This window comes from Acinetobacter sp. 24-47-47, assembly GCF_057737035.1.
In genome coordinates this window covers 2,146,887-2,170,768 of sequence record NZ_CM173216.1, presented here as the reverse complement: position 1 = coordinate 2,170,768, position 23,882 = coordinate 2,146,887, and the positions used below count along the sequence as shown (strand labels likewise).

The 23,882-nt window shown below is 39.7% G+C and carries 22 protein-coding genes; 9 read left to right on the top strand and 13 right to left on the bottom strand.

Going from position 1 to position 23,882, the window contains the following annotated elements:
* Window positions 1–153 precede the first annotated feature (153 nt).
* Together AC1M9E_RS10180 and AC1M9E_RS10175 are read left to right on the top strand one after the other, a co-directional pair.
* Window positions 154–834 (top strand): hypothetical protein, encoded by a 681-nt coding sequence (locus tag AC1M9E_RS10180; RefSeq protein WP_481590626.1) that lies wholly within the window; start codon window positions 154–156, stop codon window positions 832–834.
* Window positions 835–852: 18 nt separating this feature from the next.
* On the top strand, window positions 853–1,659 hold the full coding sequence (locus tag AC1M9E_RS10175; protein WP_035266703.1) for an SDR family NAD(P)-dependent oxidoreductase: 807 nt from the start codon (window positions 853–855) through the stop codon (window positions 1,657–1,659).
* Window positions 1,660–1,818: 159 nt separating this feature from the next.
* Here the strand turns inward: AC1M9E_RS10175 and AC1M9E_RS10170 are convergent, their stop codons facing one another.
* The 8 genes from AC1M9E_RS10170 to sdsA all read right to left on the bottom strand — a co-directional run bounded on the left by AC1M9E_RS10170 (window position 1,819) and on the right by sdsA (window position 12,450).
* Window positions 1,819–2,259, bottom strand: a complete 441-nt coding sequence (locus AC1M9E_RS10170; protein WP_092766865.1) for a YbjQ family protein — start codon at window positions 2,257–2,259, stop codon at window positions 1,819–1,821.
* Window positions 2,260–2,268: 9 nt separating this feature from the next.
* Complete coding sequence (locus AC1M9E_RS10165) at window positions 2,269–2,619, bottom strand: YbjQ family protein (RefSeq protein ID WP_092766864.1); 351 nt, start codon at window positions 2,617–2,619, stop codon at window positions 2,269–2,271.
* Between the two features lie 98 nt (window positions 2,620–2,717).
* Window positions 2,718–4,169, bottom strand: coding sequence for a multidrug efflux RND transporter AdeIJK outer membrane channel subunit AdeK (adeK, locus tag AC1M9E_RS10160; protein ID WP_035267849.1), 1,452 nt, complete (start codon window positions 4,167–4,169; stop codon window positions 2,718–2,720).
* Window positions 4,169–7,345, bottom strand: a complete 3,177-nt coding sequence (locus AC1M9E_RS10155) for an efflux RND transporter permease subunit (RefSeq protein ID WP_481607562.1) — start codon at window positions 7,343–7,345, stop codon at window positions 4,169–4,171. The genes adeK and AC1M9E_RS10155 overlap by 1 nt, the downstream gene beginning before the upstream one ends.
* Before the next feature lie 12 nt (window positions 7,346–7,357).
* Window positions 7,358–8,599 (bottom strand): efflux RND transporter periplasmic adaptor subunit, encoded by a 1,242-nt coding sequence (locus AC1M9E_RS10150; protein ID WP_035267853.1) that lies wholly within the window; start codon window positions 8,597–8,599, stop codon window positions 7,358–7,360.
* The gene (locus AC1M9E_RS10145; protein ID WP_035267854.1) at window positions 8,599–9,234 is read right to left on the bottom strand and encodes a phosphatase PAP2 family protein; all 636 of its coding nucleotides are present in this window, start codon (window positions 9,232–9,234) and stop codon (window positions 8,599–8,601) included. The genes AC1M9E_RS10150 and AC1M9E_RS10145 overlap by 1 nt, the downstream gene beginning before the upstream one ends.
* 163 nt (window positions 9,235–9,397) lie before the next feature.
* A complete protein-coding gene (locus tag AC1M9E_RS10140) occupies window positions 9,398–11,449 on the bottom strand; it encodes a site-specific recombinase (protein WP_481607563.1) in 2,052 nt (683 codons plus the stop codon).
* Between the two features lie 23 nt (window positions 11,450–11,472).
* Entirely contained in the window at window positions 11,473–12,450 is a 978-nt protein-coding gene (gene sdsA, locus AC1M9E_RS10135) for an All-trans-nonaprenyl-diphosphate synthase (protein ID WP_035267858.1), read from the bottom strand.
* A 407-nt stretch (window positions 12,451–12,857) separates the two neighbouring features.
* On the opposite strand from sdsA, the gene rplU reads away from it, so the two are divergent.
* The 5 genes from rplU to serS all read left to right on the top strand — a co-directional run bounded on the left by rplU (window position 12,858) and on the right by serS (window position 16,642).
* Window positions 12,858–13,169: a 50S ribosomal protein L21 gene (rplU, locus tag AC1M9E_RS10130; RefSeq protein WP_035267860.1), complete on the top strand. Its 312-nt coding sequence runs from the start codon at window positions 12,858–12,860 to the stop codon at window positions 13,167–13,169.
* 19 nt (window positions 13,170–13,188) lie between these two features.
* Window positions 13,189–13,446: a 50S ribosomal protein L27 gene (gene rpmA / locus AC1M9E_RS10125; protein ID WP_035267862.1), complete on the top strand. Its 258-nt coding sequence runs from the start codon at window positions 13,189–13,191 to the stop codon at window positions 13,444–13,446.
* A gap of 217 nt (window positions 13,447–13,663) precedes the next feature.
* On the top strand, window positions 13,664–14,362 hold the full coding sequence (lolA, locus tag AC1M9E_RS10120) for an outer membrane lipoprotein periplasmic chaperone LolA (protein ID WP_035267863.1): 699 nt from the start codon (window positions 13,664–13,666) through the stop codon (window positions 14,360–14,362).
* A 110-nt stretch (window positions 14,363–14,472) separates the two neighbouring features.
* Window positions 14,473–15,258, top strand: coding sequence for an RsiV family protein (locus AC1M9E_RS10115; RefSeq protein WP_481607564.1), 786 nt, complete (start codon window positions 14,473–14,475; stop codon window positions 15,256–15,258).
* A 112-nt stretch (window positions 15,259–15,370) separates the two neighbouring features.
* The gene (gene serS, locus AC1M9E_RS10110) at window positions 15,371–16,642 is read left to right on the top strand and encodes a serine--tRNA ligase (RefSeq protein ID WP_179997729.1); all 1,272 of its coding nucleotides are present in this window, start codon (window positions 15,371–15,373) and stop codon (window positions 16,640–16,642) included.
* 57 nt (window positions 16,643–16,699) lie between these two features.
* On the opposite strand, the gene AC1M9E_RS10105 is transcribed toward serS, so the two are convergent.
* From AC1M9E_RS10105 to AC1M9E_RS10085, 5 genes are all read right to left on the bottom strand, one after another.
* Complete coding sequence (locus tag AC1M9E_RS10105; protein ID WP_481590631.1) at window positions 16,700–17,719, bottom strand: AraC family transcriptional regulator; 1,020 nt, start codon at window positions 17,717–17,719, stop codon at window positions 16,700–16,702.
* A gap of 156 nt (window positions 17,720–17,875) precedes the next feature.
* Window positions 17,876–18,718: a hypothetical protein gene (locus AC1M9E_RS10100; protein ID WP_035267867.1), complete on the bottom strand. Its 843-nt coding sequence runs from the start codon at window positions 18,716–18,718 to the stop codon at window positions 17,876–17,878.
* A 60-nt stretch (window positions 18,719–18,778) separates the two neighbouring features.
* Window positions 18,779–19,864 (bottom strand): LLM class flavin-dependent oxidoreductase, encoded by a 1,086-nt coding sequence (locus tag AC1M9E_RS10095; protein WP_179997731.1) that lies wholly within the window; start codon window positions 19,862–19,864, stop codon window positions 18,779–18,781.
* Window positions 19,865–19,894: 30 nt separating this feature from the next.
* The gene (locus AC1M9E_RS10090; RefSeq protein WP_179997732.1) at window positions 19,895–20,416 is read right to left on the bottom strand and encodes a flavin reductase family protein; all 522 of its coding nucleotides are present in this window, start codon (window positions 20,414–20,416) and stop codon (window positions 19,895–19,897) included.
* A 45-nt stretch (window positions 20,417–20,461) separates the two neighbouring features.
* On the bottom strand, window positions 20,462–21,712 hold the full coding sequence (locus AC1M9E_RS10085; RefSeq protein ID WP_481595838.1) for a dienelactone hydrolase family protein: 1,251 nt from the start codon (window positions 21,710–21,712) through the stop codon (window positions 20,462–20,464).
* Window positions 21,713–21,911: 199 nt separating this feature from the next.
* On the opposite strand from AC1M9E_RS10085, the gene cysG reads away from it, so the two are divergent.
* Both cysG and AC1M9E_RS10075 read left to right on the top strand, forming a co-directional pair.
* Window positions 21,912–23,297 (top strand): siroheme synthase CysG, encoded by a 1,386-nt coding sequence (gene cysG, locus AC1M9E_RS10080; RefSeq protein WP_481595839.1) that lies wholly within the window; start codon window positions 21,912–21,914, stop codon window positions 23,295–23,297.
* 28 nt (window positions 23,298–23,325) lie between these two features.
* The gene (locus AC1M9E_RS10075) at window positions 23,326–23,805 is read left to right on the top strand and encodes a tRNA (cytidine(34)-2'-O)-methyltransferase (RefSeq protein WP_035267879.1); all 480 of its coding nucleotides are present in this window, start codon (window positions 23,326–23,328) and stop codon (window positions 23,803–23,805) included.
* The last annotated feature ends 77 nt before the right edge of the window (window positions 23,806–23,882 follow it).

The following is a 23,882-nucleotide window of genomic DNA, read 5'->3' as shown; positions in this document are numbered from 1 at the left end:
ATCTATTGTAGCAAAAAAAATGCATGGAGAGGCACGTTAAGCAAATGCATTCTCGTTTCAAATCACACACAATCGAACAGTAATTGATTTTGAATAACACTAAAGCCAGCGTCAACTCGCGGAATCGGCCAGACAATAAAGGATAACAATCGCATGACTTATACTATTTCTTTGCGCTTACAACCTGAAACTTATCAGCAATATCAAACCATTCACCAAAAACTCAATGCAGGAGATCGTGAAGCGCAAGCTAAAATTCTTGGAGATAATCTGTCCAAAATTGCTTGTGAGATTATTGATCAAGCCTTTGGCACACTGGTCAAAGATTCTAATGCAAAGGATCAAGACTCAGCAAAAGTATTGAAACAAGTGCAAGATGCAATCTTGAAATACATGCCTTGGTCGGTATCATTTTTTGGTAATGATCGCTTAATGCCTATGGTGAATCATGTACAAAGTTTGATGTATGAACAAGATGGAAAATACTATATTTCATACCCAGTTGAAAAAGTTATTGTGAATGAGTTACTGGGCTGTGCAGAACGTATGCGTGAAGGTCAAAATCAATATGTTGCTCCTGGCTTAAAAGCCTTCACTAAAGTGGTTGATCAAGGCGTTACGAGCTTAATTCGTGAACCTAAAAAAATGCTGAAATTTAATATGGTGGTGGATAAAACCTTAAATGGTGTGATCAGTCTGACCACAGGATTAGGGTATAAGCGATTTGAAAATTTAAGCAAAATTCATGATGCACAAAGTATCGTGAAGTACTTTGACCATTTTTTGGTTTTTCTTGATAATGAAGGACAGCAAAAAGCAAAATTAAATGCTTAAACCATAAGGATAAAGGGAATGGCAAAGTTGGAACAGCTTGATCAGAAAGTGGTATGGATTACAGGCGCATCATCGGGTCTTGGTAAAGCGTTGGCTGCTGAATGTGCCAGTTTAGGGGCACAGGTTATTTTGACGGCTCGTCGTTTTGAAGAGCTAGAAACGGTTAGACAGTCTTTGGCGCACCCAGAACGACATATTTCCATTAAAGCGGATATCACAGATGAATCCCAAGTTCGTCATGCTTATGAACAAGTTCTCCAACAAAAGGGACGTATTGATTGGTTAATCAATAATGCAGGTCTATCACAACGTGCATTAATTAAAGATACGACCATGCAAACTGAACGTGCGATCATGGAAGTTGATTATTTTTCTCAAGTCTTTTTAACTAAAACGGTTTTGCCGACTTTTCAGCAACAGAAGTCAGGACGAATTGCCTTTATCTCAAGTGTCGCTGGGTTATTGGGCACACAATATCGTGCGACTTATTCGGCAGCCAAAGGTGCGATTCATATGTGGGCGAATAGCTTACGTGCTGAAGTTGCGCAAGATGGTGTGGGTGTCTCGGTAATTTTCCCAGGATTTGTGAAAACCAATGTGTCCTTTAACGCATTAAACGGTGAAGGAAAGCCCCAAGGTTATCAAGATGAGGCTATTGAAAATGGTTTAGAAGCAGAGGAATTTGCTAAACAAACCGTACAGGCATTATTGAAAGGGGATGAGTATATTGTCGTGGGTGGGGCAAAAGAAAAATTAGGCGTCTTTATTTCACGGTTATCACCAGCAATACTGTATCGAATGATCCGAAAAATGAAAGTAAAGTAAATTTTAATGATCATGCACTTATCGATGAGAAAAATTTAATCAACTATGTTTGGGTTTTTATCTCAATGATCATGCGAGTGATAAGGGATTTAAAGACTCCTCAAGTAAAGTGTACGGCTTGAGTGACTACTACATACCTGTAAAGAAAAAGAGAGACTTTTAGTCTCTCTTTTGTATAGCAGTTCCGTAAGCGAATACTTCAACCATTCCACCTTGAAGTCCTAAATCTGTGGTGCTGAGTCTTAACCCTAAGATTTCAGTTGCGCCCATTTTTTCAGCTTCAAGTTTAAGTCTAACAATAGCTTCACGTCTTGCACGTTCAACAATACTTTCATAACTGCGTAAGCGTCCACCAAAGAAATTTTGGATTTGCGCAAGTACAAACTTAAAATAATCATGCGAAATCACAACATTACTGCTGATCATTTGTCCATGGTTTTCAGAAGTTTTAAAACGCTGACTATCTAACTTGATATAAGCTAAGCGCGCTTCTTGTTCATCAAGTTGCTTAAGATGCTTTTGTTCATTATAGCGACCAAATCCAAATCCAATACAAAATAGGATGAGAAAGATAACCACCTGAAAAATGATACCATCCATAACGAATCCTTAAGAGGTGAATGGATCAGGAATTTTAGGTGCATTCGGTGTGACATACACAGCTGTGCCATAAACAAATAATTCGGAAGCACCTTGGGTAATATTGGAAGTCGAGAAACGAATTCCGACAATCGCATTCGCCCCTAAGCCACGCGCTTTATCAATCATACGGTTCATTGCTTCTTGACGAGACTCTTCAAGTAATTCCGTGTATGCGGTAAGTTCTCCACCGACGATATTCTTAAGTCCTGCGAGTAAATCACGTCCAACGTGTTTACTTCTGACGGTACTACCATATACCACGTCAAATTGTTGTTGAATTTGATGACCAGGTACAGATTCTAAATTACTTAACAGCATGTGATTGAAGTCGTGATAAAAAGGATAATTAATGACAAAATATCAGTATTTGGGACAATAAAAAAGCCCACCGAAGTGAGCTTTATTCAAACAAAAAATTACTTCTTGTCGTATTTTAAATCTGAGCTTGAAGGCTGATAAATCACTTGATCCGTAGTATTAGTTTTTAAGCCACCACCGAGTGATTTATAGAGCTCGATTTGGTTGTTAAGGTTCGCTTGTTCAAGCAGCAATAAACCTTGCTCAGCACTATACGATGTACGTTGCGCATCTAATACAGTTAAGAAACTGTCAATACCAGCGCGGAAGCGGGCATTTGAGAGTTTGTAGGTTGTATTGGTCGCATCAACTAAACGGCGTTGTGCAGTTAAACGTTCACCGATATTTTGACGCACTGCCAAAGCATCATTCACTTCACGGAACGCAGATTGAATTGATTTTTCATAATCAGACAATGCGATCTGTTGCTGTGTTTCAGAGACTTTAATATTGGCACGACGTGTACCCCAGTCAAAGATTGGTATATCTAGACTAGGACCAACAGACCAAACAAAAGCGCCAGACTTGAATAAATCACTTAAGTCTGTTGATGCATAACCTGCTGAACCTGTGAGGCTAATGGTTGGGAATAAACGCGCTTTTGCAGCACCGATATTCGCACCAGCCGCACTTAGCTGATATTCAGCCGCTTTAACATCTGGACGGTTGTTGAGTAGATCACTTGGCAAACCAGCCGCAAAAGCAGTGGTTGATGTCACACGTGTGATTCTCTCTTTAGGCAATAAATTGTCAGGTAGTGGTTGACCTACAAGGAGGTTTAACGCATTAACCGCTTGTGCAATTTGAGTCTTGTATTCAGCAACATCGCCACGTGCCGTCTCAACAGAAACTTGAGCCTGACGAAGCGGAACTTCACTGTCGATTCCCACATCAAAACGTTTTTTGTTGAGATTGTAAGATTCAAGTTGAGCTTTCAGTGTCTGTTCAGCGAGTTTAAGATTCGCTTGCGCATATGAGTAAGCCAACCAAGCTTGAGCTGTTTGGCTAATCAAGGCTATTTGAGTGGCATCACGTGCGCTTGCAGTTGAAAGATAAGTGTCTAGGGCATTGTCTTTCAAGCTTCTAACACGACCCCAAAAATCAATTTCATAAGCCGTTAAACCTAAACCTACATTATAGGTTGTTACTGGGCTTGGCGAATTGACCGTGTCTTGTCGTAAAACACCACCACTTGCACCAATCGTAGGCAATTGATTGTTTTGGCTGATTTGAAATTGTTGACGTGCTAATTCGATATTTAGCGTCGCTTTACGAAGATCACGGTTATTTGCCAAGGCTAAATCCAAAACTTGGATTAAGCGTTGATCTACAAAAAAATCCTTATAACCTTGCTCCGCAATAGATGGACCAGAAGCATTGCCAAGATAACTTCCTGGAATATTGGCTTGAGTGACCGGTTCTGGACCACGCATGCTTTGACATGCTGTCAAAGCAAGCGCAATTGCAGATACCGCAATGCTACGACCTGTAATAGACCATACGTTTTGCATCACGAAATTTGCTCCTGTTTATTTTGTTTTGGTTTTGTTTTAAAGATACTTCGGATCCATACATAGAACACTGGAATAAAGAAGATCCCTAAAAGTGTTGAGCTGATTACACCACCAAGTACACCATAACCCACGGAATGTTGACTTCCTGCACCTGCGCCAGAAGCGAGAGCTAGAGGAAGAACACCAAAACCGAAAGCCAATGTGGTCATAATGATTGGACGCAAACGCATTTTCGCGGCATGCAAGGTTGCTTCGAAGAGTTCTTCACCTTGATCTTGAAGCTCTTTCGCAAACTCTACAATCAAGATCGCATTCTTCGCGGACAAACCAATCACGGCAATAATCGCCACTTGGAAGTAGATGTTATTTGAAAGGTTTGGATCTTTCAAAATAATCATTCCCAAGAATGTTAAGGCAAGTGCACCAACAATACCCAATGGCACAACCATGAGTACAGAGAATGGGATAGACCAACTTTCATATAAGGCTGCCAAGCAGAGGAAGACAATCAATAAAGAAAGAGCATAAAGGAATGGTGCTTGTGCGCCAGACTCACGTTCTTCGAGAGATAAACCTGTCCATTCGTAATCGAAGCCTTGTAAGCCCATTGAAGGAAGCTTTGCAATGATTTCTTCAACCGCGGCCATTGCATCACCCGAACTCACACCTGGAGCTGGAGTACCTGTGATGTTCATGGAAGAAACGCCGTTATAACGCTCTAAACGTGGTGAACCATAAGTCCATTCGCCTGTTGCGAACGCTGAGAATGGAACCATCGTACCTTGGTTATTGCGGACATACCACTTGTCTAAGTCTTCAGGCATCATACGAGAGCTCGCTTCACCTTGGACATACACTTTTTTCACACGACCACGATCGATGAAGTCATTAATGTATGAACCACCCCATGCCATACCCATCGTACTATTGATTTCAGCAATGCTGACTCCCATAGCACCTGCTTGAGCATGATCGACGATGACACGATATTGAGGCGTATCTTCTTGTCCGTTAGGACGAACACCTGTTAAGCGCTGATCTTGAGAAGCTAAGCCGAGTACAGCATTACGTGCTGCTAATAATTGCTCGTGACTTTGACCTGCAGCTGCTTTTAACTGTAGGTTAAAGCCTGCACTCACGCCCAACTCCGGCATTGCTGGAAGTTGAAGAGGCATGATATAGCTGGCATCTTTCACAATCATATTCAGTGCCATACCACGTTGGATAATTGCACCGACCTGAGATTCAGGAGAGGTACGGTCTTTCCAGTCTTTCAACTTAATGAAGGCAAGACCCGCATTTTGACCAATACCCGTGAACGAGAAACCAGCAACACTAAATACAGATTCAACATGTTCTTTCTCGTTGTTGAGGAAGAAGCCTGTCATTTGATCAATTGTTTTGCCAGTGCGTTCAAGCGTTGCATTTGGTGGTAGCTGAACGAGTGTCATCACCACACCTTGGTCTTCATCTGGTAAGAATGAAGAAGGAAGGTTGACAAATAACCAGCCCATCACAGCAATCACAACACCATAGACCAATCCTGCAAATAGCTTGGCATGTGTTAAACGGTTTACGCCGTTTTGATATTTCACCGAAATTTTGTCAAAACCATTGTTAAACCAACGGAAGAAACGGGCAAAAATGTTATTGCTTTGAGGTTTGTTGACATCATGTTTTTTCAACATGGTCGCACACAATGCAGGGGTAAAGGTTAATGCAACAATCAATGAAAGAATCATTGCTGTAACGAGCGTGATAGAGAACTGACGATAAATTACACCTGTCGTACCCCCCATGAATGCCATAGGTACGAATACTGCAGTTAAGACAGAGGTAATACCAATCAATGCACCAGAGATCTGTCCCATCGACTTTTCAGTCGCTTCCACAGGCTCAAGATGCTCTTCTGCCATCACACGTTCAACGTTTTCTACGACGACAATCGCATCATCCACCAGAAGACCAATGGCGAGAACCATAGCGAACATGGTTAATGTGTTGATCGAGAATCCGAACATGTTGATCACGGCAAATGTACCCAATACAACCACTGGAACAGCCATTGTTGGAATAATGGTTGCACGCCAGTTTTGTAGGAACAAGAACATGACCAAGAATACGAGGATAATCGCTTCAATTAAGGTTTTCACAACACTTTTAATTGAGAGCTCAATAAATGGTGTTGTATCAAAAGCAAGTTTGTCCACCATACCTGTTGGGTAGTTTGGACGTAATTCTTTTAAACGATCTTCAATCGCTTGGGCTGTATCTAATGCGTTTGCACCCGTTGCCAAACGAATCGCTACACCACCTGCAGGTTGACCATTAAATTTAGAGTCAAATGCGTAGTTGTCTGCACCTAATTCAATTTTAGCGACATCACCTAAACGAACTTGTGCACCATTTGGTGAGTTCTTAAGGAAAATATTTGAAAATTGTTCAGGTGTTTGTAAAAGACTTTGAGCAGTTACAGTCGCATTTAAAACTTGACCTTGTACAGAAGGTGCACCACCTAACTGACCTACCGCCACTTGCGCATTCTGAGTTCTTAATGCATTTGCAATATCACTCGGTGTAACTTGCAGGTTGGCCATTTTGGATGGGTCCATCCAAATTCGCATAGCATATGAACCACCAAATACTTGCACTTCACCCACACCAGTCACACGGCTAAGTGGTTCAGAGATATTTGAGTTTACATAGTCTTTAATGTCATTTGCATCTAATGCATCTGACTCAGAATAAAACGCAATAACTTGTAAGAAGCTTGCGCCAGACTTAGTAACTTTTAAACCTTGACGTTGTACGTCTTCAGGCAAAAGTGCAGTCGCTGATTGAAGTTTATTTTGAACTTGTACCTGTGCAATATCAGGATCGATACCTTGTTCAAAGTTTAGAGTAATGGAAGCTTGTCCATTACCAGCACTGTTAGATGAGATGTAACGTAACCCATCCAAGCCATTCATTTGTTGTTCAATAATTTGCGTTACTGTGTTTTCTACAGTTTCAGCAGATGCACCCGGATATGATGCAGAAATCGATACCGTTGGTGGTGCAATCGTTGGGTATTGCGCAATTGGCATCTTGGTGAGGGATAAAATACCCGCCAACATGATGACCAATGCAATCACCCAAGCGAAAATTGGGCGATGGATAAAAAAGTGAGCCATTCAGTCTACTCCTTATGCATTTGAAGTAGCTTTTTGTTCAGATTGAGCTGCTGGCTTTGCTTGTTGACCATCTTTGCCGGCTTGAGGTGCTGCAGCTTGAGGTTGATAAGGTTTAGCTACAACTTGTTGTTCAGGTTTAACTTTCGCCACACCATCTACAATGACCTTGTCACCTGTATTTAGACCTTTGGTCACAATCCAATCTTTACCTTGCACACCTGCAGTCTCAATTGGACGTACTTCAACTGCACCTTTCGCATTCACGATCATCGCAGTCGCTTGACCTGTTGGTGTACGGGTCACAGCCGCTTGAGGCACTAAAATCGCATTAGGAATTACACCTTGCACAATTTGAGCATTAGTGAACATTCCTGGCAATAATAATTGGTTCGGATTTGAGAACACAGCACGTAGGGTAACTGTCCCTGTTTCTGGATTTACACTTGCATCAGAGAATGCAAGATTACCTTCAATAGGGTAGATGCTGCCATCTTCAAGTTTTAAACGAACTTTAGTATTGTTGCTGCGGTCGATGCTGCCTTGACTCAACTGTTGACGTAAACGAAGAAGCTCAGCACTTGATTGGTTGATATCGACATAGATTGGATCAAGCTGTTGGATTGTTACCAATGCTTCAGGTTGATTAGCCGTTACCAATGCACCTGCAGTCACACTAGAGCGACCTGATTGCCCTGAAATTGGTGAGCGAACAGTAGAATAACCTAAGTTAATCTGCGCATTTTTCACCGCTGCTTCTGAAGCTGCAACATCTGCTTGTGCCAATTTAACTTGTGCTTGTAGATCATCAAATTCTTGCTTAGACACAGCATTGATACCGACAAGTTGGCGATAACGGTCAGCTTTAACTTGAAGCGCATTGAGATTGGCTTTTTGACGAACTAAGGCTGCTTTTGCACTGTCTAAGTTCGCACGGTTGGTATTTGCATCAATTTCGTACAGAGGTTGTCCTTCACGGACAAAACTACCTTCAGCAAACAGACGCTTTAAAATCACACCGCTTGCTTGCGGACGTACTTCAGAAATTTGATAGGCTGAAGTTCGACCCGAAAGCTCGACAGTTTGTTCAACACTTTGTGGTTGAGCAACGATGACACCAACTTCAGTTGGCGGCATTTGCTGTTGTGCAGCGGCTTGCTCTGCATCTTTTGGATCTTTGCTACAACCCACAAGTGCAATACTTGTTGCAAGAGCACAAGCAGTGAGGGCAGGGGCCCAAAGCTTTGCCGACATCATTATTCCACCTCGTTAGATTTTTCTCTAAAAATAATTGTTTGCTTTGCTATCCGTTGTGATAGGACTAACCACAGTATAGTCAGCCATATCAACGCAATACTCCAACCTGCAACAACATCTGTCGGGTAATGAGCACCGAGATAAACCCGTGAAAAACCCATGCCAACAAACCATATACAGGCAGCGACAAAAATGATTCTACTTTGATGATGGTTTCGAAAGATCATGATCATCAAACCAGCAATCACTGCTGCATAGAGACTATGTGCGCTTGGAAATGCGGCTCCATAAGTTTCAACGATTTGATAAATTGCATTTGGACGAGGTCGGTCGAAAGCATATTTGAGTAACCAGCCAAGACAGGCACCACCAACGAGACCAAGTGAGATAAATAGACAGTTAGCATATTGTTTTAATCGCCATTGCTGTAAGGTCCAAATCGCCACGCACATCAGCATGATCGGTAAACCGCCAACATGAGACAATAAAACCGCAATTCCATCTATGAGGGGATTGCGGTGTTGACTCATCCATGAAACAGCAGTGAGATCGAGCTGTTGTATCGTTGGAATATAGATTCCTATACTACTTATCGTTATTCCTAAACAACCTATTAAAATCAGTAAGTAAGGCATATAAAATAACCTAAGTTATATTATAGTGGCATACATTTATTGCATGAATGCGTCAAAGTGTACTCGCCAGTACACTTTTTTTCAAGTCAGTGTAAAAGCATAATTTATAGTAATTTCATTACAATGTGCATCTTATTTTTAGCACAAAAAATAACACAAATATCTAATGAGAAGATTTCTTTGGTGAAATTGGATCTTCGACCTCTAAAGGTTGTTTTGGGGGCCAGAAAAAGTCCATTGGTCGTGTAACAAAGTGAGTAAATACTAATTTTGCCAGAGGTTTCCATTGTTCAAAACGAACACGTCGTGCGCGTAATGCCACAATAATAGTGAGACTAAAGCTGACAAATAAGTTGGTCAAACCAATTAATAATACACCAAGGAATGAAACAATAATGAGCCCTATTTCAGGCGTGCCATTGATACTCAATAGGCCCTGCATAAAGTTTGCTGAAGCAAAGGCAATATGACGAATATCTAAAGGCAGACCAAGAATAAAGCCAATTGTCCCCATGCTGCCTAGCATGATTCCGAACAGGAAATTCCCGGCTAGTGCTCCTAAATTACGTTCAATATAGTTTGCAAACTTTTCAAGTCTGTCAGCACCTAGCCAGTTTTTTAGACGATGATGTGCTTTTAAGCGAGGTCCGACTTTACGATACACTGCCATGTTGTCGAAGTAACCTGCGATCAAACCAGATAAAAATAGACATACACCTGCAATAGCTGCATGTGGGACTGCTAGGGATGTAAAAGGATTCAAACTATGAAGTAAATATGTTGCTTTACTGTGATTGAGTAATTGTTCACCCAGAATCAACGGCCACATCATGGTGATCAATGCTGCAACCGGAATTGCAATGGAAATATTGCCGAGAATAGCGACAAACTGCGTACGGATAATATTGATAATCAGTGCAGCAAGTTCTGCAATTTGTGCAGTTCGAGACCCTTTCTTTTGTTGAACTGTCGCGGCTAGGGCAGCTGCAGTCATAGCAGGTTGTTTGGTTGCAACGGTAAAATGCAGTACATGGATCAACATGAAACCTAATGCATAGTTCATGCTATACGCGAAGGCTTGCATGATAGGTGCCATGGCGATGCGCGCAGTGAGAATCTTCAAGGTCGCCATGATAGCGATAATGACGCCTGCACCTGCGGCTGATTTGTACATACTGAAGAAACCAGCTTTATTGGTGCTTACATAATGTTCGCCTGTTTTACTGGCATTTTCAGTGACTTGTAATGCGATTAATTCACTGTTTGTTTTTAAAAGCTCTCGAACACTTCGCTCCTCATAGTGAGCCGCAACTAAATCTTGACATAACTCAGCTAGTGCTAAGTATTGAACTTTTCCAGTTTCAGTCAATAAGTTCAGTAATAGTTCAATACGATCTAAACATTGCTCAAGCAAAGACAATAAATAAGTGAGACTTAAACTCACCCCAATTCTTTTCGTAGCACGACGAATCTTTAAAACAACATCGCGACACTGCTCAATCATCACCAAAGCCTGGTTGGCGTCGGGTACGACCATTTCAGTAAGATCATCAGCTTCACTATAATGTTTTTTGTATAGCTCAATAAATTCAATGATTTCACGATTCTGCACCAAAAAAGGTGACTCATATTCAGTCAGTTCTGGTTGTGCATTAATAAACTCAGGATAAAGTCCAATACCGCTGATACGGTAAGATAAAACTGTAATGGCTTTAATCATGTCGCGTTTGATGCCAAATTTTGCATCTAAGCTGCCATTACTTTGATTGACAATCTGAAAAAACTGAATCCATTGCTGATCTTCAATATTTTCTAGCCAATATTTATCGCTACGTAAATGAAAGACACGGAAGACTAAATCTTTTAAATCAGTTTCATCGGTCAAAAGGGGAAGAACATGCGCTCCCATTCGTTGACCCAACTGATTCCAAAAACCATCTAGAGAAAGAATCCCACTGTCCGCATAAATAGTGGTTTGTTTATAGCGATTGATCAGATGAACGATATAGGCTTGAAAAGTGGTGGCTGCAGTCGGCGTAATTAATAACGCTTGTATCAACGCCTGAAATTTTTGATTAATTTCTTCTAGGTTATAACTGTCTGATGGACGGATGCGATTAACGAGTTCAATGAGTATGTTTTCGTTTGGAGCAGCTTGATGATGGTCAAGTTGCTCCTGCATTTGTTTAAAAAGATCATTAAAGTTTATATGCATACGCAAATTTTTTTAGTTGAAGTTTATTGGATTCGATCTAATGCTAATTGCGCCAAATTATCAAGCGCTTGACGATAAATACTTTCAGGCAGTTGTAACAATGCCTCACGAGCTGCTGTAGTTTCTTCAACAGCACGTTCGCGACAGTAATCTAGTGCACCAGAGTTTTGAACAATCTGAATCACTTGATCCAAATGTTCAGTACCACCTGTAGTGATGCTACGACGGATAATATCGTGCTCTGCTCCAGAAGTTTTTTGTAGAGCAGCAATCAGTGGCAGTGTTGGCTTACCTTCCATTAAGTCATCGCCAATATTTTTACCAAGTGTTTCTGCGTCAGAGGTGTAATCGAGTATGTCATCTATGATTTGAAATGCATTCCCGAAATGACCTGCGTATTTTCTGAGTGCTTCACGATATTGATGTTGATTGGCAAGAATCGCAGCGCCTTCAGTCGCCAATTCAAACAAACGAGATGTTTTGCCGTGAATAATATCTAAATACGTCGCTTCAGTGGTTTCAGGTTGATGTTGAGATTGCAGTTGAAGTACTTCTCCTTCGGCAATTTCACATGTTCCTGTTGAGAAGTCTTTTAATAACACCATATTGTTCAAATCTACGAGCAAATCGAAAGCTCTAGAAATCAGGAAGTCTCCAACAAGTACAGCGGTTTGGTTATTCCATGTTGCATTCGCTGTAGGACGACCACGGCGTAACCCAGACTCATCTACGACATCATCATGTACCAGTGTAGCGGTATGCAGCATTTCAATAATTGCAGCTAACTTTTGGGCATGCTCTAGGTTGGTTTCACCGCAAGCGCGAGCAGCCAATAAACACATAATAGGACGCATGCGTTTACCACCTGCCTCAACCACATGTTTGCTGACTGACATCACCAAAGCAACTTTAGAGCTGATTCCTTCATTAATAAGTTGGTCCATCGCAGCAAAGTCTGTAGCAACAGGTGCGAGAATGTCTTGCTTAAAATCGATGGCCATAACAATGAAGTCCTTATACAAACAGTAGATGTTACTCAGCTAGTGTAACAATTTAAGTGAAAGTTTTGGTCGCTTTGCCACATGAATATGCATGATTTTCTTAATGTTGTTCAGTTTCTATTCATGTTTGTGATTTAATCTTCATAATACCAATAAAACTTGATACGTTATTTGATATTCGAAGTAGTTCATTTTGTGAATAAATATAGTTTAATCAATCAGCAAATTGTTATTTTCATGTAAGAAATAGATATTTCGGGATGAAAGTTAACTTTTAGACAAAAGACCTTGTTGTTTATTTCATTATCACTTAAAATCCTTGCCCTTGAATAACCCCCAGTGGCGTTCGTTTTAAGATCGATATATTCCTTTATCGGCACGACGACACGGGCCTGTTGGAGTACATTATGTACGCAGTAATCCAAAGCGGTGGTAAACAACACCGTGTTGTTGAGGGTGAAACCCTTAAAGTTGAATTATTGAAAGCTGAAACTGGTTCTACTATTACGTTTGATGACGTATTAATGTTAGTGAACGGTGATAGCATTCAAATTGGTGCTCCAGTTGTTGCTGGTGCTAAAGTAACTGCTGAAGTAGTTAGCCATGGTCGTCACGACAAAATCCGCATCATCAAAATGCGTCGTCGTAAACACTATCGTAAACAACAAGGTCACCGTCAATGGTTCACTGAGTTGAAAATTACAGCTATTTCAGGCTAATTACGAGGAGTAAATAGACATGGCAACTAAAAAAGCCGGTGGTTCGACACGTAACGGTCGTGACTCAAATCCTAAAATGTTAGGTGTTAAAATGTTCGGTGGTCAAGCTGTGACTGCTGGTAACATTATCGTTCGTCAACGTGGTACAGAGTTCCACGCTGGTGCTAACGTTGGTATGGGTCGTGACCATACTTTATTTGCTACCGCTGATGGCGTGATCAAATTCGAAGTTAAAGGTCAATTTGGCCGTCGTTATGTATCTGTTGAAACTGTATAAGTTTTATCAGGCATAACCAAAAAACCCACTCTTGAGTGGGTTTTTTTATATCTGAAAGAAAGTTTTTGAACTGAAGTGAATCTTCATCATGATGAAGTATTTTCAACAATTTAGCTAAATAACAATACAAAAGTTCTTATTTTCTCAATTATTAGCGATCAAATTTGGTTTAAGATGACTCCATATCAAATGATGATCAATAACAAAAGGTGGGATCATGACAATGCTTCGTAAAACGATTGGTGCAATTACAATGAGTGCTGCAATGATGGCACCAGTCGCAAGCACTCAAGTTTTCGCAGCGCCAGTGGCTGCTTCGGAGCAACAAGCGACCGCAAACTTGGTTCGTCAATTAAACGGAATAAAAAGTTTAACGGCAAATTTTGAACAAACAACGAAAGCAACTAAATCTAGTAAAGCACCACAAAAACAAGGTTTGAGTGCTCAACATATGAATCAGACTTTTACTGGGGTGATGAAAGTTGCTCGTCCAGGTAAGTTCTATTGGGAAACTACAGCACCAGCAAAACAAACAATTGTGACTTCTGGAAAGATGATTTGGATCTATGACCCAGATCTACAGCAGGCAATTCGTCAAAATATGGATGAGCAAGTTGCCAATACACCAGCATTATTATTGTCTGGTAATACCAACCAAATTATGCAGTCATATCGTGTAACACAGCCAAATAAAGCTAAAACTTATTACACGTTATATCCTAAGCAGAAAGATGGTGCCTTTCAGAGTCTGACCATTAGTTTCGGTGCAAATAAAGCGCCAAGCTTAATGATTTTAGAAGATTCATTAGGACAAACTACACACGTTAAATTTAGTAATGTGAAAGTGAATGCAGGTATTCCGGATTCAACATTTAACTTTACACCTCCTAAAGGCACAGACATTATTGACCAATAATATAAAAGCAGCGTTTATCGCTGCTTTTTTTAACTACAAATTTCAACTGAATTCATGTCATCTAGAATTTATAGTCTCTGTGTTAAACACTCATTTTTATTGGAGGCTATATGCTAAAACACATGAATCGGTTTGGAAAATTGAGTGTTATTTGTGCATCAATGATCATGTTAGGCGCTTGTCAGCCTCAATCTGATGCAGAAACTAAAAAAAGCAATGAGACTGCTGTGCAAGCAAAACAATCAGAATCTTGGTATATCGAATCGAAGAACGTCGAATTAAAGCCTAAACAGAAGCAAGTATGCGATGAGGCAGGGTGTACAGAATATTCATTCCAAACGGTTGAAACTAATCATCCGTGGATTAATACGTATTTTAAAAATCGAATTGAAAAAGCAGACCCTATACCATTCCAATCGGCTACTAAGAATACAGAGACAACTACTGTGGATCCGCTGAAGTTGAGTCAGAGTCAGACTGTGGTACGTTATTTAAGTCAACATCAGAATATAGCGAGTTTTGAATATCTGAGCTATGTATATCCTGCTGGTGCAGCACATGGGATGTACCACAAAGAATATGTTCATTTCGATTTAAAAACTAAAAAAAGAATAGCACTACAAGATTTAATTGTGAAAGGTCAAAATAAAAAGCTATTAGAAACACTTTATAGTGCTAATAGTATGTGGCTTACAGATCACAATATTGAACAAGATAAACTCGAATTAAGTGACAATTTCTATTACGGAGTTGATGGTATCGTCTTTGTTTATCCGCTGTATGAACTCGCGTCCTATGCTGAAGGAATGTCTGAACTCACTTTACCTTATGTGAGTGTGAATGGTTTGATACAGTCAGAATATCTTCCAAACCTACCCAAACTCGCTGCTGAGTAATTGACTCTATTTTAATTTGATTCAATAAGCTTCAGCTGTCAGCGCTTCGACTGTATTTTTTTCAACGAAGCGCTTACACTATATGCAGTTTTTTTCCCTGAAAAGATTAACCATGATCGACCCGAAATTACTTAGAAATAATATAGAGGCTGTAAATTTAGCCTTAGCTAAACGTGGCGTGCAACTCAACGTAGAAGAATGGGCATCTTTAGAGGCTCGTCGTAAAGAAATTCAGTCTAAGACTGAAGCTTTACAAGCAGAACGTAATTCGGGTGCTAAACAAGTTGGTCAAATCAAAAAAGCAGGTGGTGATGCCTCTGAAATCATGGCTCGTATGAGCGCGATCGGAGATGAAATTAAAGCCGCTGAGCTTGCGTTAACAGAACTACAAGCTGAAATTGAAGCAAAATCACTTTCTATTCCAAACCTACCTCATGAGTCGGTGCCAGAGGGCAAAGATGAGAATGACAACGTTGAAATTTTAAAATGGGGTACGCCTCGTGAATTCAACTTTGAAATTAAAGATCACACTGATCTTGGTGAGTGGATGGGTGGACTCGAGTTTGAAACAGCGACTAAGTTAACAGGTACTCGTTTCAGTGTGCTCAAGGGCCCGCTTGCACGTTTACAACGTGCACTAACGCAGTTCATGTTAGATACACATACATTGAAAAATGGCTATACAGAAGCTTATGTACCGTATTTAGTAAATGCTGATTCATTACGTGGAACTGGTCAGTTGCCTAAATTTGAAGAAGATTTGTTCAAGCTTCAAGGTGACAAAGAATATTACTTGATCCCAACTGCTGAAGTACCTGTGACTAACTTTGTGCGTGATGAGATTATTGATCCTGAGCGTCTACCGTTAAAATATGCTGCTCATACACCTTGTTTCCGTAGTGAAGCTGGTTCTTATGGTCGTGATACACGCGGTTTGATTCGTCAGCACCAATTTGACAAAGTTGAAATGGTTCAAATTGTTAAACCTGAAGACTCTATGCAAGCATTGGAAGAGTTAACAGGGCATGCTGAGGGTATTTTACAGGCGCTTGGATTGCCATATCGCAAAATCATCTTATGCGGTGGTGATATGGGCTTTGGTGCAACGAAGACTTATGACTTAGAAGTTTGGGTACCAAGCCAAAATACCTATCGTGAAATTTCATCGTGTTCAAACATGGGGGATTTCCAGGCTCGTCGTATGAAAGCTCGTTACCGTGCTGATCAAAAGAAAACAGAGTTTGTTCATACTTTGAATGGTTCAGGTTTAGCAGTTGGTCGTACTTTGCTCGCGGTAATGGAAAATTATCAACGAGAAGATGGTTCGATTGAGATTCCTGAAGTCTTGCGTCCTTATATGGGTGGACAAAGTTTTATCGATTAATCGATAAAACACAAAAAAGCTAACTCAATTGAGTTAGCTTTTTTTTTTTTGAGTGTTTTAATGAATGAGTTGAGCACTGCCTGTTTGCCTTTCAATAATTTTTTTTAAGGTCTCACTCGGTTTTTCGCCAAATGCATCTTTATACTCAAGTGAAAAACGACCTAAATGTGTAACACCCCATTTATAAGCAATTTCAGTAATATTAATTTTATGCGTAGACTGTGAAATTTCATTATAAATACATTTAAGTCGGTAATGGCGTATATAAGCATTTGGACTGCATTTTAAATATTTTTTGAAAATTGTATTCAGCTTTTTTTTGCTTAATCCAGATGCATATTCTAAATCTGAAATTTCAATTTTTTGATGTATATTTTTTTGTATGAATTCTAACAAGCGAGTAAAGAAGTCAGGATAATCTAAAGTATTTTTATAAATTAAATCACTATAGTTATTGGGTTGAGATAATAATAATGACTTCACAATAATATATTCAAAATCTGAGCGCATTTCTTGAAAAAATGAAGTATTGGTAAAATTGTTTGTGAAATTTTTAATACTGTCAATTAAATCCCACCATGCTTTAATTTTCGGGTTGTTTTGATCCATCACATTTTGAAATACCAAAGGTTCGGTAACTGGCTGAGAGATTAAATCTGAAAGTATTTTTTCAACAAAAGTCTTTGAAAAAGAAATGAATGTTTGCACACAGTCTTTGTCAATAATTAGTTCAAATTTATCTTCAGGTGAAACAATGGATGCTTGATCATAACAGGCGTAAAAAGTTTGACCATCTTTTTTAAATAGTGGTCGCCCATTTTTAGGGCGCGTTATACAAAAGTGGTTCATATTTTCATGCGTATGCGTTTTGAAAATTACATCTTTACCATATGTTAAATCCCCAATAATCATACGACCGATTTGCGATCCATTAAAACTAAAATCCAATGGTTCATATTGATTAAAATCGACTAAATCATGTGGGCCAATGATTAAATCAAGACAATGGTTGGCATCATGAATATTCTGCGTATGTGATTGAATCGTAGAAATAGACCTGTGTTGCTGGCTATACATAAATACCTCTATCCTTAGCTTGCTTATCATTACTTATGCAAAAATCAATCCATGATTTTGCTTTTTTTGTTTTATCTCAAATAAATAAATTAATCTAAAATAGTAGAATATAAAAATACTCTTTTGGTACTAAATTAGATTAATTTGATATGTTATTTAAAAGTGGTAAGCGACACGTAACATAGGGCTACTCGCGGTCGCTCCTGAACCAGCAACACCAGATGCATCATTACCATATTTATTTTTCCAGTATTGATAAGCAATCCCAGCTTTCAATTTTGGTTGATTGGCAGATTTATCTTTAAGTAAAGAATACATTAAAGACATGTCTACAAAGATTTCACTGGCGGTAGGCTCACCAAAAGGATCTTTCCCTTTGGTACTCATCCAAACACCTATGCCTTGATAATTCCAATTCGATTGCATAATAGGAAAATCCCAAAGCACTTGAAGTGCTAAGTAAGGATCATAGGTATATTTTTTACTCAGTACATTAGCATCATTGCTCTCGTAATAGCCTAGCAAACTGAGATTAAGATAGCCTGGTGTATTTAATGTAACACTTGGACCAGCAACATACATTTGTCGATTTGAACCATAATCATCATTCTTTGTATTCCAGTCAAAACCTACTGTAAAACCATATGTCTTGAACCAACTAGAATCATTCGGTTTGTGTTGCGTGATACTTGGGATATCTAAGGTATGACGATAAATTGCATATGCCTCTTGAGCTCCTCGACCAGAAGCTTTGTTTGCATTTGGTTCAGCTGAGGATTGATGCATATTGAGTTGAAAAAAATTGGTGCCATATTTATAGCCGCTTAGGTGTACAAGACTAAAAATATATTTGTCAAAATCACCGTCTTTAAATGGTTCTGAGAAATCTTGACCATAACTGACAGCCAGTGAAGTATCACTCCAATTTGCCGCTTGAACTGCAGTGCCTAATGCAAAGCAGATTGATCCAGTGAATAACCCCTTTAAAATATAATTCACAGCTAAATTCCCTCTTAAAATAAATAAGCCGACAGTGAAACGGTCGGCTTAAGTGGTGGATTAACGAATATTATGCTTTTCCAAAATTGGTAAAACATGATCACGGAAATACGGAAATTCGCGGCTATAATCGAGGAATGAAAGAGTCGTTCCTCTAAAACCAGCTTCATGTAAATCTAAAATACCTTGCGCGACTTGTTCAGGTGTACCGACTAATGGAAAGCCACCATGGCCTACACTCATTGCATCACGAATGGATTGTTGAACCTCTTTTGGGAAACTTTGAGCATGTGCAAACATTAAGCTCATCAGATTGTCAACGGCAACAGTATCAGCATTGTTTAATTGACGATCCCATTCTGCTTTGGCTTCCTCTTGTGTAGGTCTGCAAATGACATGGGAGAAGGTCATCACATTGACTTCTCGGTTTACGTCGCGACCTGCTTGTTTAAGCTCATCAATTTCAATCTTGCTTCTGCCCAAGTCTGAAGCTGGTGTAAAAAGAAAGTCCGCATTATTAACGGCAAATTCACGTCCATTTTTTGAACCAGCAGCATTGAAGATAGGCGGATGTACAAGTGGTTTTGGTTTTCCATAAGTTCCTTTGGTTTTGAAAAACTTACTTTCAAAATCAAATTTTTCTTCACTGGTCCATACTTTTTTAATCAGGTCATACCAGTCTTGTGCATAACCATAACGAGTTTCGTGATCATCAGGTAAATGTAGACCGAGTGCTTCATATTCAGGTTTATTCCAGCCTGCAACAATGTTGAGTCCAATACGACCTTGACTAATCTCAGATAGCGTTGCAATCTGCTTGGCAACTACAACTGGATGATTGGGGACAGTCTGAATTGTCGCAAAAACTGTAATGTCTTTGGTTAAAGCCAATAATGCGGCCGCCCAAGTCATGGTCTCTAAAATTGTTCCCTGAAAGTCTGTTTCACCGCCATAGCCTGTAAAGCGAGCAATCGGTAACATGAAGTCGATACCAGCTTCATCTAGCATTTTTCCAAGTTCGAGATTCTTTTCCCAGCTCGCACTCCATCGATCTTCAAGAGTTGAAATGGTCATTCCACCTGAGCAGTTAGAAGCAAATGAGCCGAGTAGAAAGCGATTATCATTGAAAAAGTGATGTTGATTCATTTTAAAAAATCCTTAAATTTCGTGAATTCGCTATACACCAGCAAATGCTTGATGAAGATTTGCTTGTTTATATTGCCCGTTATGGAACACCAATGGATTTCCAAGCTGATTACGGCAGGCTTCAATTTGTCCCACAATAATGTAGTGATCCCCAGCTTCATGAAGCTCATACTGACGACAAACAAAAGTGGTTAAGGATTTATTTAGAATGGGGATGCCCATATACTCATCAACGTCATCTAAGCCTTCGAATTTGTCATCAGAAGATTTTGAGAAATGCTTAGACTCTTGATACTGATCTTCACTCAAGATATTGATGGCAAAATATTCTGCCTGTTTGAAATCTTCGAAATGTGTCGCAGATTTTGCGATGTTCCATAAAATTAAAGGTGGATCAAGCGATACAGAAGTAAATGAGTTCGCTGTCATTCCAATTTTTTTATGATTTGAATCTAATGCAGTTACTACTGTAATCCCAGTTGCATACTGACCCAAGAGTTGGCGTAACGAGCGTTGCTCCAACTGTATTACAGGTGTCATTTCATTTAACATGATCATAATCCTTCATCTTAATTCTGATTGTCAGAATGAGTTCCTTTATTCGCCAATCGGTTTATTTTCACTGGATGGCCAAGTTGGCATCAGTTCATTTGAGGGTAAAGTTTCATCTAAAAGTTTCTTGGCAGTTTCAACACCTGCAACAGGTAGTCCAGTTGGATCTAATACGCCAATTTGCACCAGTAAACTTGCCTGATCCCAATAGATATGCTCATGACATAGTTTCGGTCCACGGAACTTGATAATGCCGAGCATTGGAATCTCTACATATTTTCCCGTCGGTTTAATTCCAGGAATTAACCAATCAATTTCCTCATCATGAGTGAAACTCATAATGAATTCATCAACGACTTGAGTTGCGCCTACAGTTCGTGAAATAGGCGTCAGTTTCATATCTTTTGGATTGTTATGAACAAAATGGTATTGATAGAAGCGAGCTAATTGTTTGTAGCCGACGCCACCTGTCAATGTTGGAATGTGATTGACATAAGGCTCTGCCACCATTGTTGCCATCGTGTCTGGAACATTTCGAGTGTCAAATTCAAATCGAACATGCTCTTCCCATAGCGCAGCAAGGTCGTAATTTGGTCCTATTGCTTTGCGTAAAGCTGTAATGGTTCTTTCATGTGCCATGAGTGCACTAGGCTTGTGATAATGCATACTCTGTGGGCGAGCAAAGGCATGATCGACATCTGGATAAATATATGTTTCGACTTTTGAGTTGTTTTGCAGAGCAAGTAGGATTTGTTCACGAGTGTTAGAATCACAGAATTGATCTTGTTCAGCAAAATGAAGAACCAGTTTGGATTGAATGTTGACTGCTTCTTCTAGGTTTTGCTCGATTCCTACACCGTAGTAAGAAACAGAACACTTTAAATCTGGAATGCGGCAAGCTGCGAGATATGCCAATTTACCGCCTAGGCAGTATCCGACCAATCCAGTACCTGCATCTTGATCAACTGTTTCAAGGGATTTGAGTGTTTCAATTGTAGATTTGATATCCTCAATACCCAGATCTTGATTAAATTGAGTATATAAGTCATATGCTTTTTGAAAGTCTTCTTCGGTATAACCGAGTTCTACATTAGGTTGAATACGCCAAAATAAATCAGGAACAATAACGGTATAACCTTCTTCAGCCAAAAAGTCTGCCTTTTGACGCATAACTTCATTAACACCGAAAATTTCCTGACATAACACAAGACCAGGACCTTTACCTGCTTCAGGTACTGAAAGATATGCTTTAAATGAACCTGCTGATGAATGTACATCAATATATGAACCAGCCATCTCGATAATCTCCTTTACTGTTGAACTTATCATCGGCATCAGCAGGATTTTTGACTATCCAAATAGAGTTCAAGTTTTATCCGTTTTAGGTCCCTTCATCGATATGCATCTGTTAAAAAAGCTACCACTTGCTTACTTTTAAGCAGCTTGAGTCGTGGAGAAGGTGCTAAAATAGAGTGGGCATATGAGGATCGATTCAGTGGATATTTTTCCAATTTCATTAAAATTGCAGCAGCAACCTTGTTTGATTGTCGGTGGAGGGCATATTGCTTATCGCAAAGCACTGTTACTGCAAAAATCAGGAGCAAAAATTTCGGTTATTTCACCTGAGATTGAGGCGCAACTTTTAGAAATTGTCGAGAAAAGCTCTGGTCAATATATTCAAGCTCATTTTGAAGATCACGATTTAAAATTAAACGATTACCGTTTAGTGATTGCTGCCACAGATCAGCCTTTAGTGAATCAACAAGTTTTTGAAGAATGTGAAAACTTAAATGTATTGGTGAATAGTGTTGATGATCCACCACATTGCCGATTTATGGTCCCTGCAATTGTTGATCGCTCTCCACTTGTTATTTCAATTGCGAGTAATGGGACATCCCCAGTATTGTCCAGACAGATTAGAACTCAACTTGAGACTGTAATCCCGCATGGAATCGGAACATTAGCTAAAATCTCTGGTGAATGGCGAAAACGTGTAAAACAAAAAATTGAAAATCCTGATGAACGCCGTATCTTTTGGGAAGAGCTGTATGCTGGACCTTTCAAAGAGCGTGTATTTAATAATAATCTGGCTGAAGCAGAAAAAATTATTCATCAGTCTTTAATAGAATGGAACAAACCCAAAGGTGAAGTTTATTTAGTTGGGGCAGGTCCAGGTGATCCCGAGCTTCTCACACTCAAAGCTTTAAGGTTGATGCAACAAGCAGATGTTGTGATTTATGACCGTTTAGTTTCTGGTGCTATTATGGAGTTATGCCGCCGGGATGCTGAAAAAATCTATGTGGGTAAAGCAAGGTCAAATCATGCTGTTCCACAAGAAGGTATTAATGCTTTACTCGTGAAATATGCGAATGAAGGCAAACGTGTCTGCCGTTTAAAAGGAGGAGATCCTTTTATTTTTGGGCGAGGTGGTGAGGAAATTCAAGAACTCTATGAGGCAGGAATTTCATTTCAGGTCGTTCCCGGAATTACCGCAGCATCAGGGTGTTCAGCATATGCGGGTATCCCTTTAACTCATCGTGATTACGCACAAAGTGTTCGCTTCTTGACTGGACATTTGAAGGAAGGTTCTCCTGAACTTCCATGGAATGAACTCGTGTATGAACACCAAACATTGGTACTGTACATGGGGCTTGTTGGATTAGAAAAAATCTGTGAAAAGCTTATTCAACATGGTCAACGAGCAGACATGCCTGTTGCTTTAATTTCTAAAGGTACGACACCAGAACAAAAAGTTGTTGTGGGGACTTTGGCAGATATCGCTTCGAAAGTGTTAGAAAATCAAATTCAGGCGCCAACTTTGACCATTATTGGTGAGGTGGTGAAATTAAGAGAACAGTTGAAATGGCAAGACGAACTGTAAAAGTCTGCTATAAAGTTGAGAAATTATTGTGATTCATGTTGTTTTATACGAACCAGAAATTCCTGCAAATACAGGAAACATTATCCGTTTATGTGCAAATACAGGAGCACAATTACATTTGGTCAAACCGCTAGGTTTTGAGCTGGATGATAAGAAGTTAAAGCGTGCTGGATTAGATTACCATGAATGGGCTCGCATGCAGATATGGGATAATATTGAAGCATGTCTGGAAAATCTAGCGAGTCAAGGTGTGGATCAAGATTCGATTTATCCTTTAACGACCAAAGGTACCGAAACACCACATACCTCGAATCTGAATAGGCCAGTTGCTTTACTCATGGGGCCTGAAACGCGCGGACTACCTGAACATGTTCGTATGATGTTCCCAAAGCAACATTGGATTCGTTTGCCCATGGCGCCAAATTCTAGAAGCTTAAATTTATCTAATGCTACGGCAGTGATTGTTTATGAAGCATGGCGACAACAAGGATTTAAAGATTTAACTTAAGTCAGTAAGGTCATCGAAAGGTGACCTTTTTTAATGCATAAAAGTTTAGTAAAACTTGGCTAATATGATGAAATATT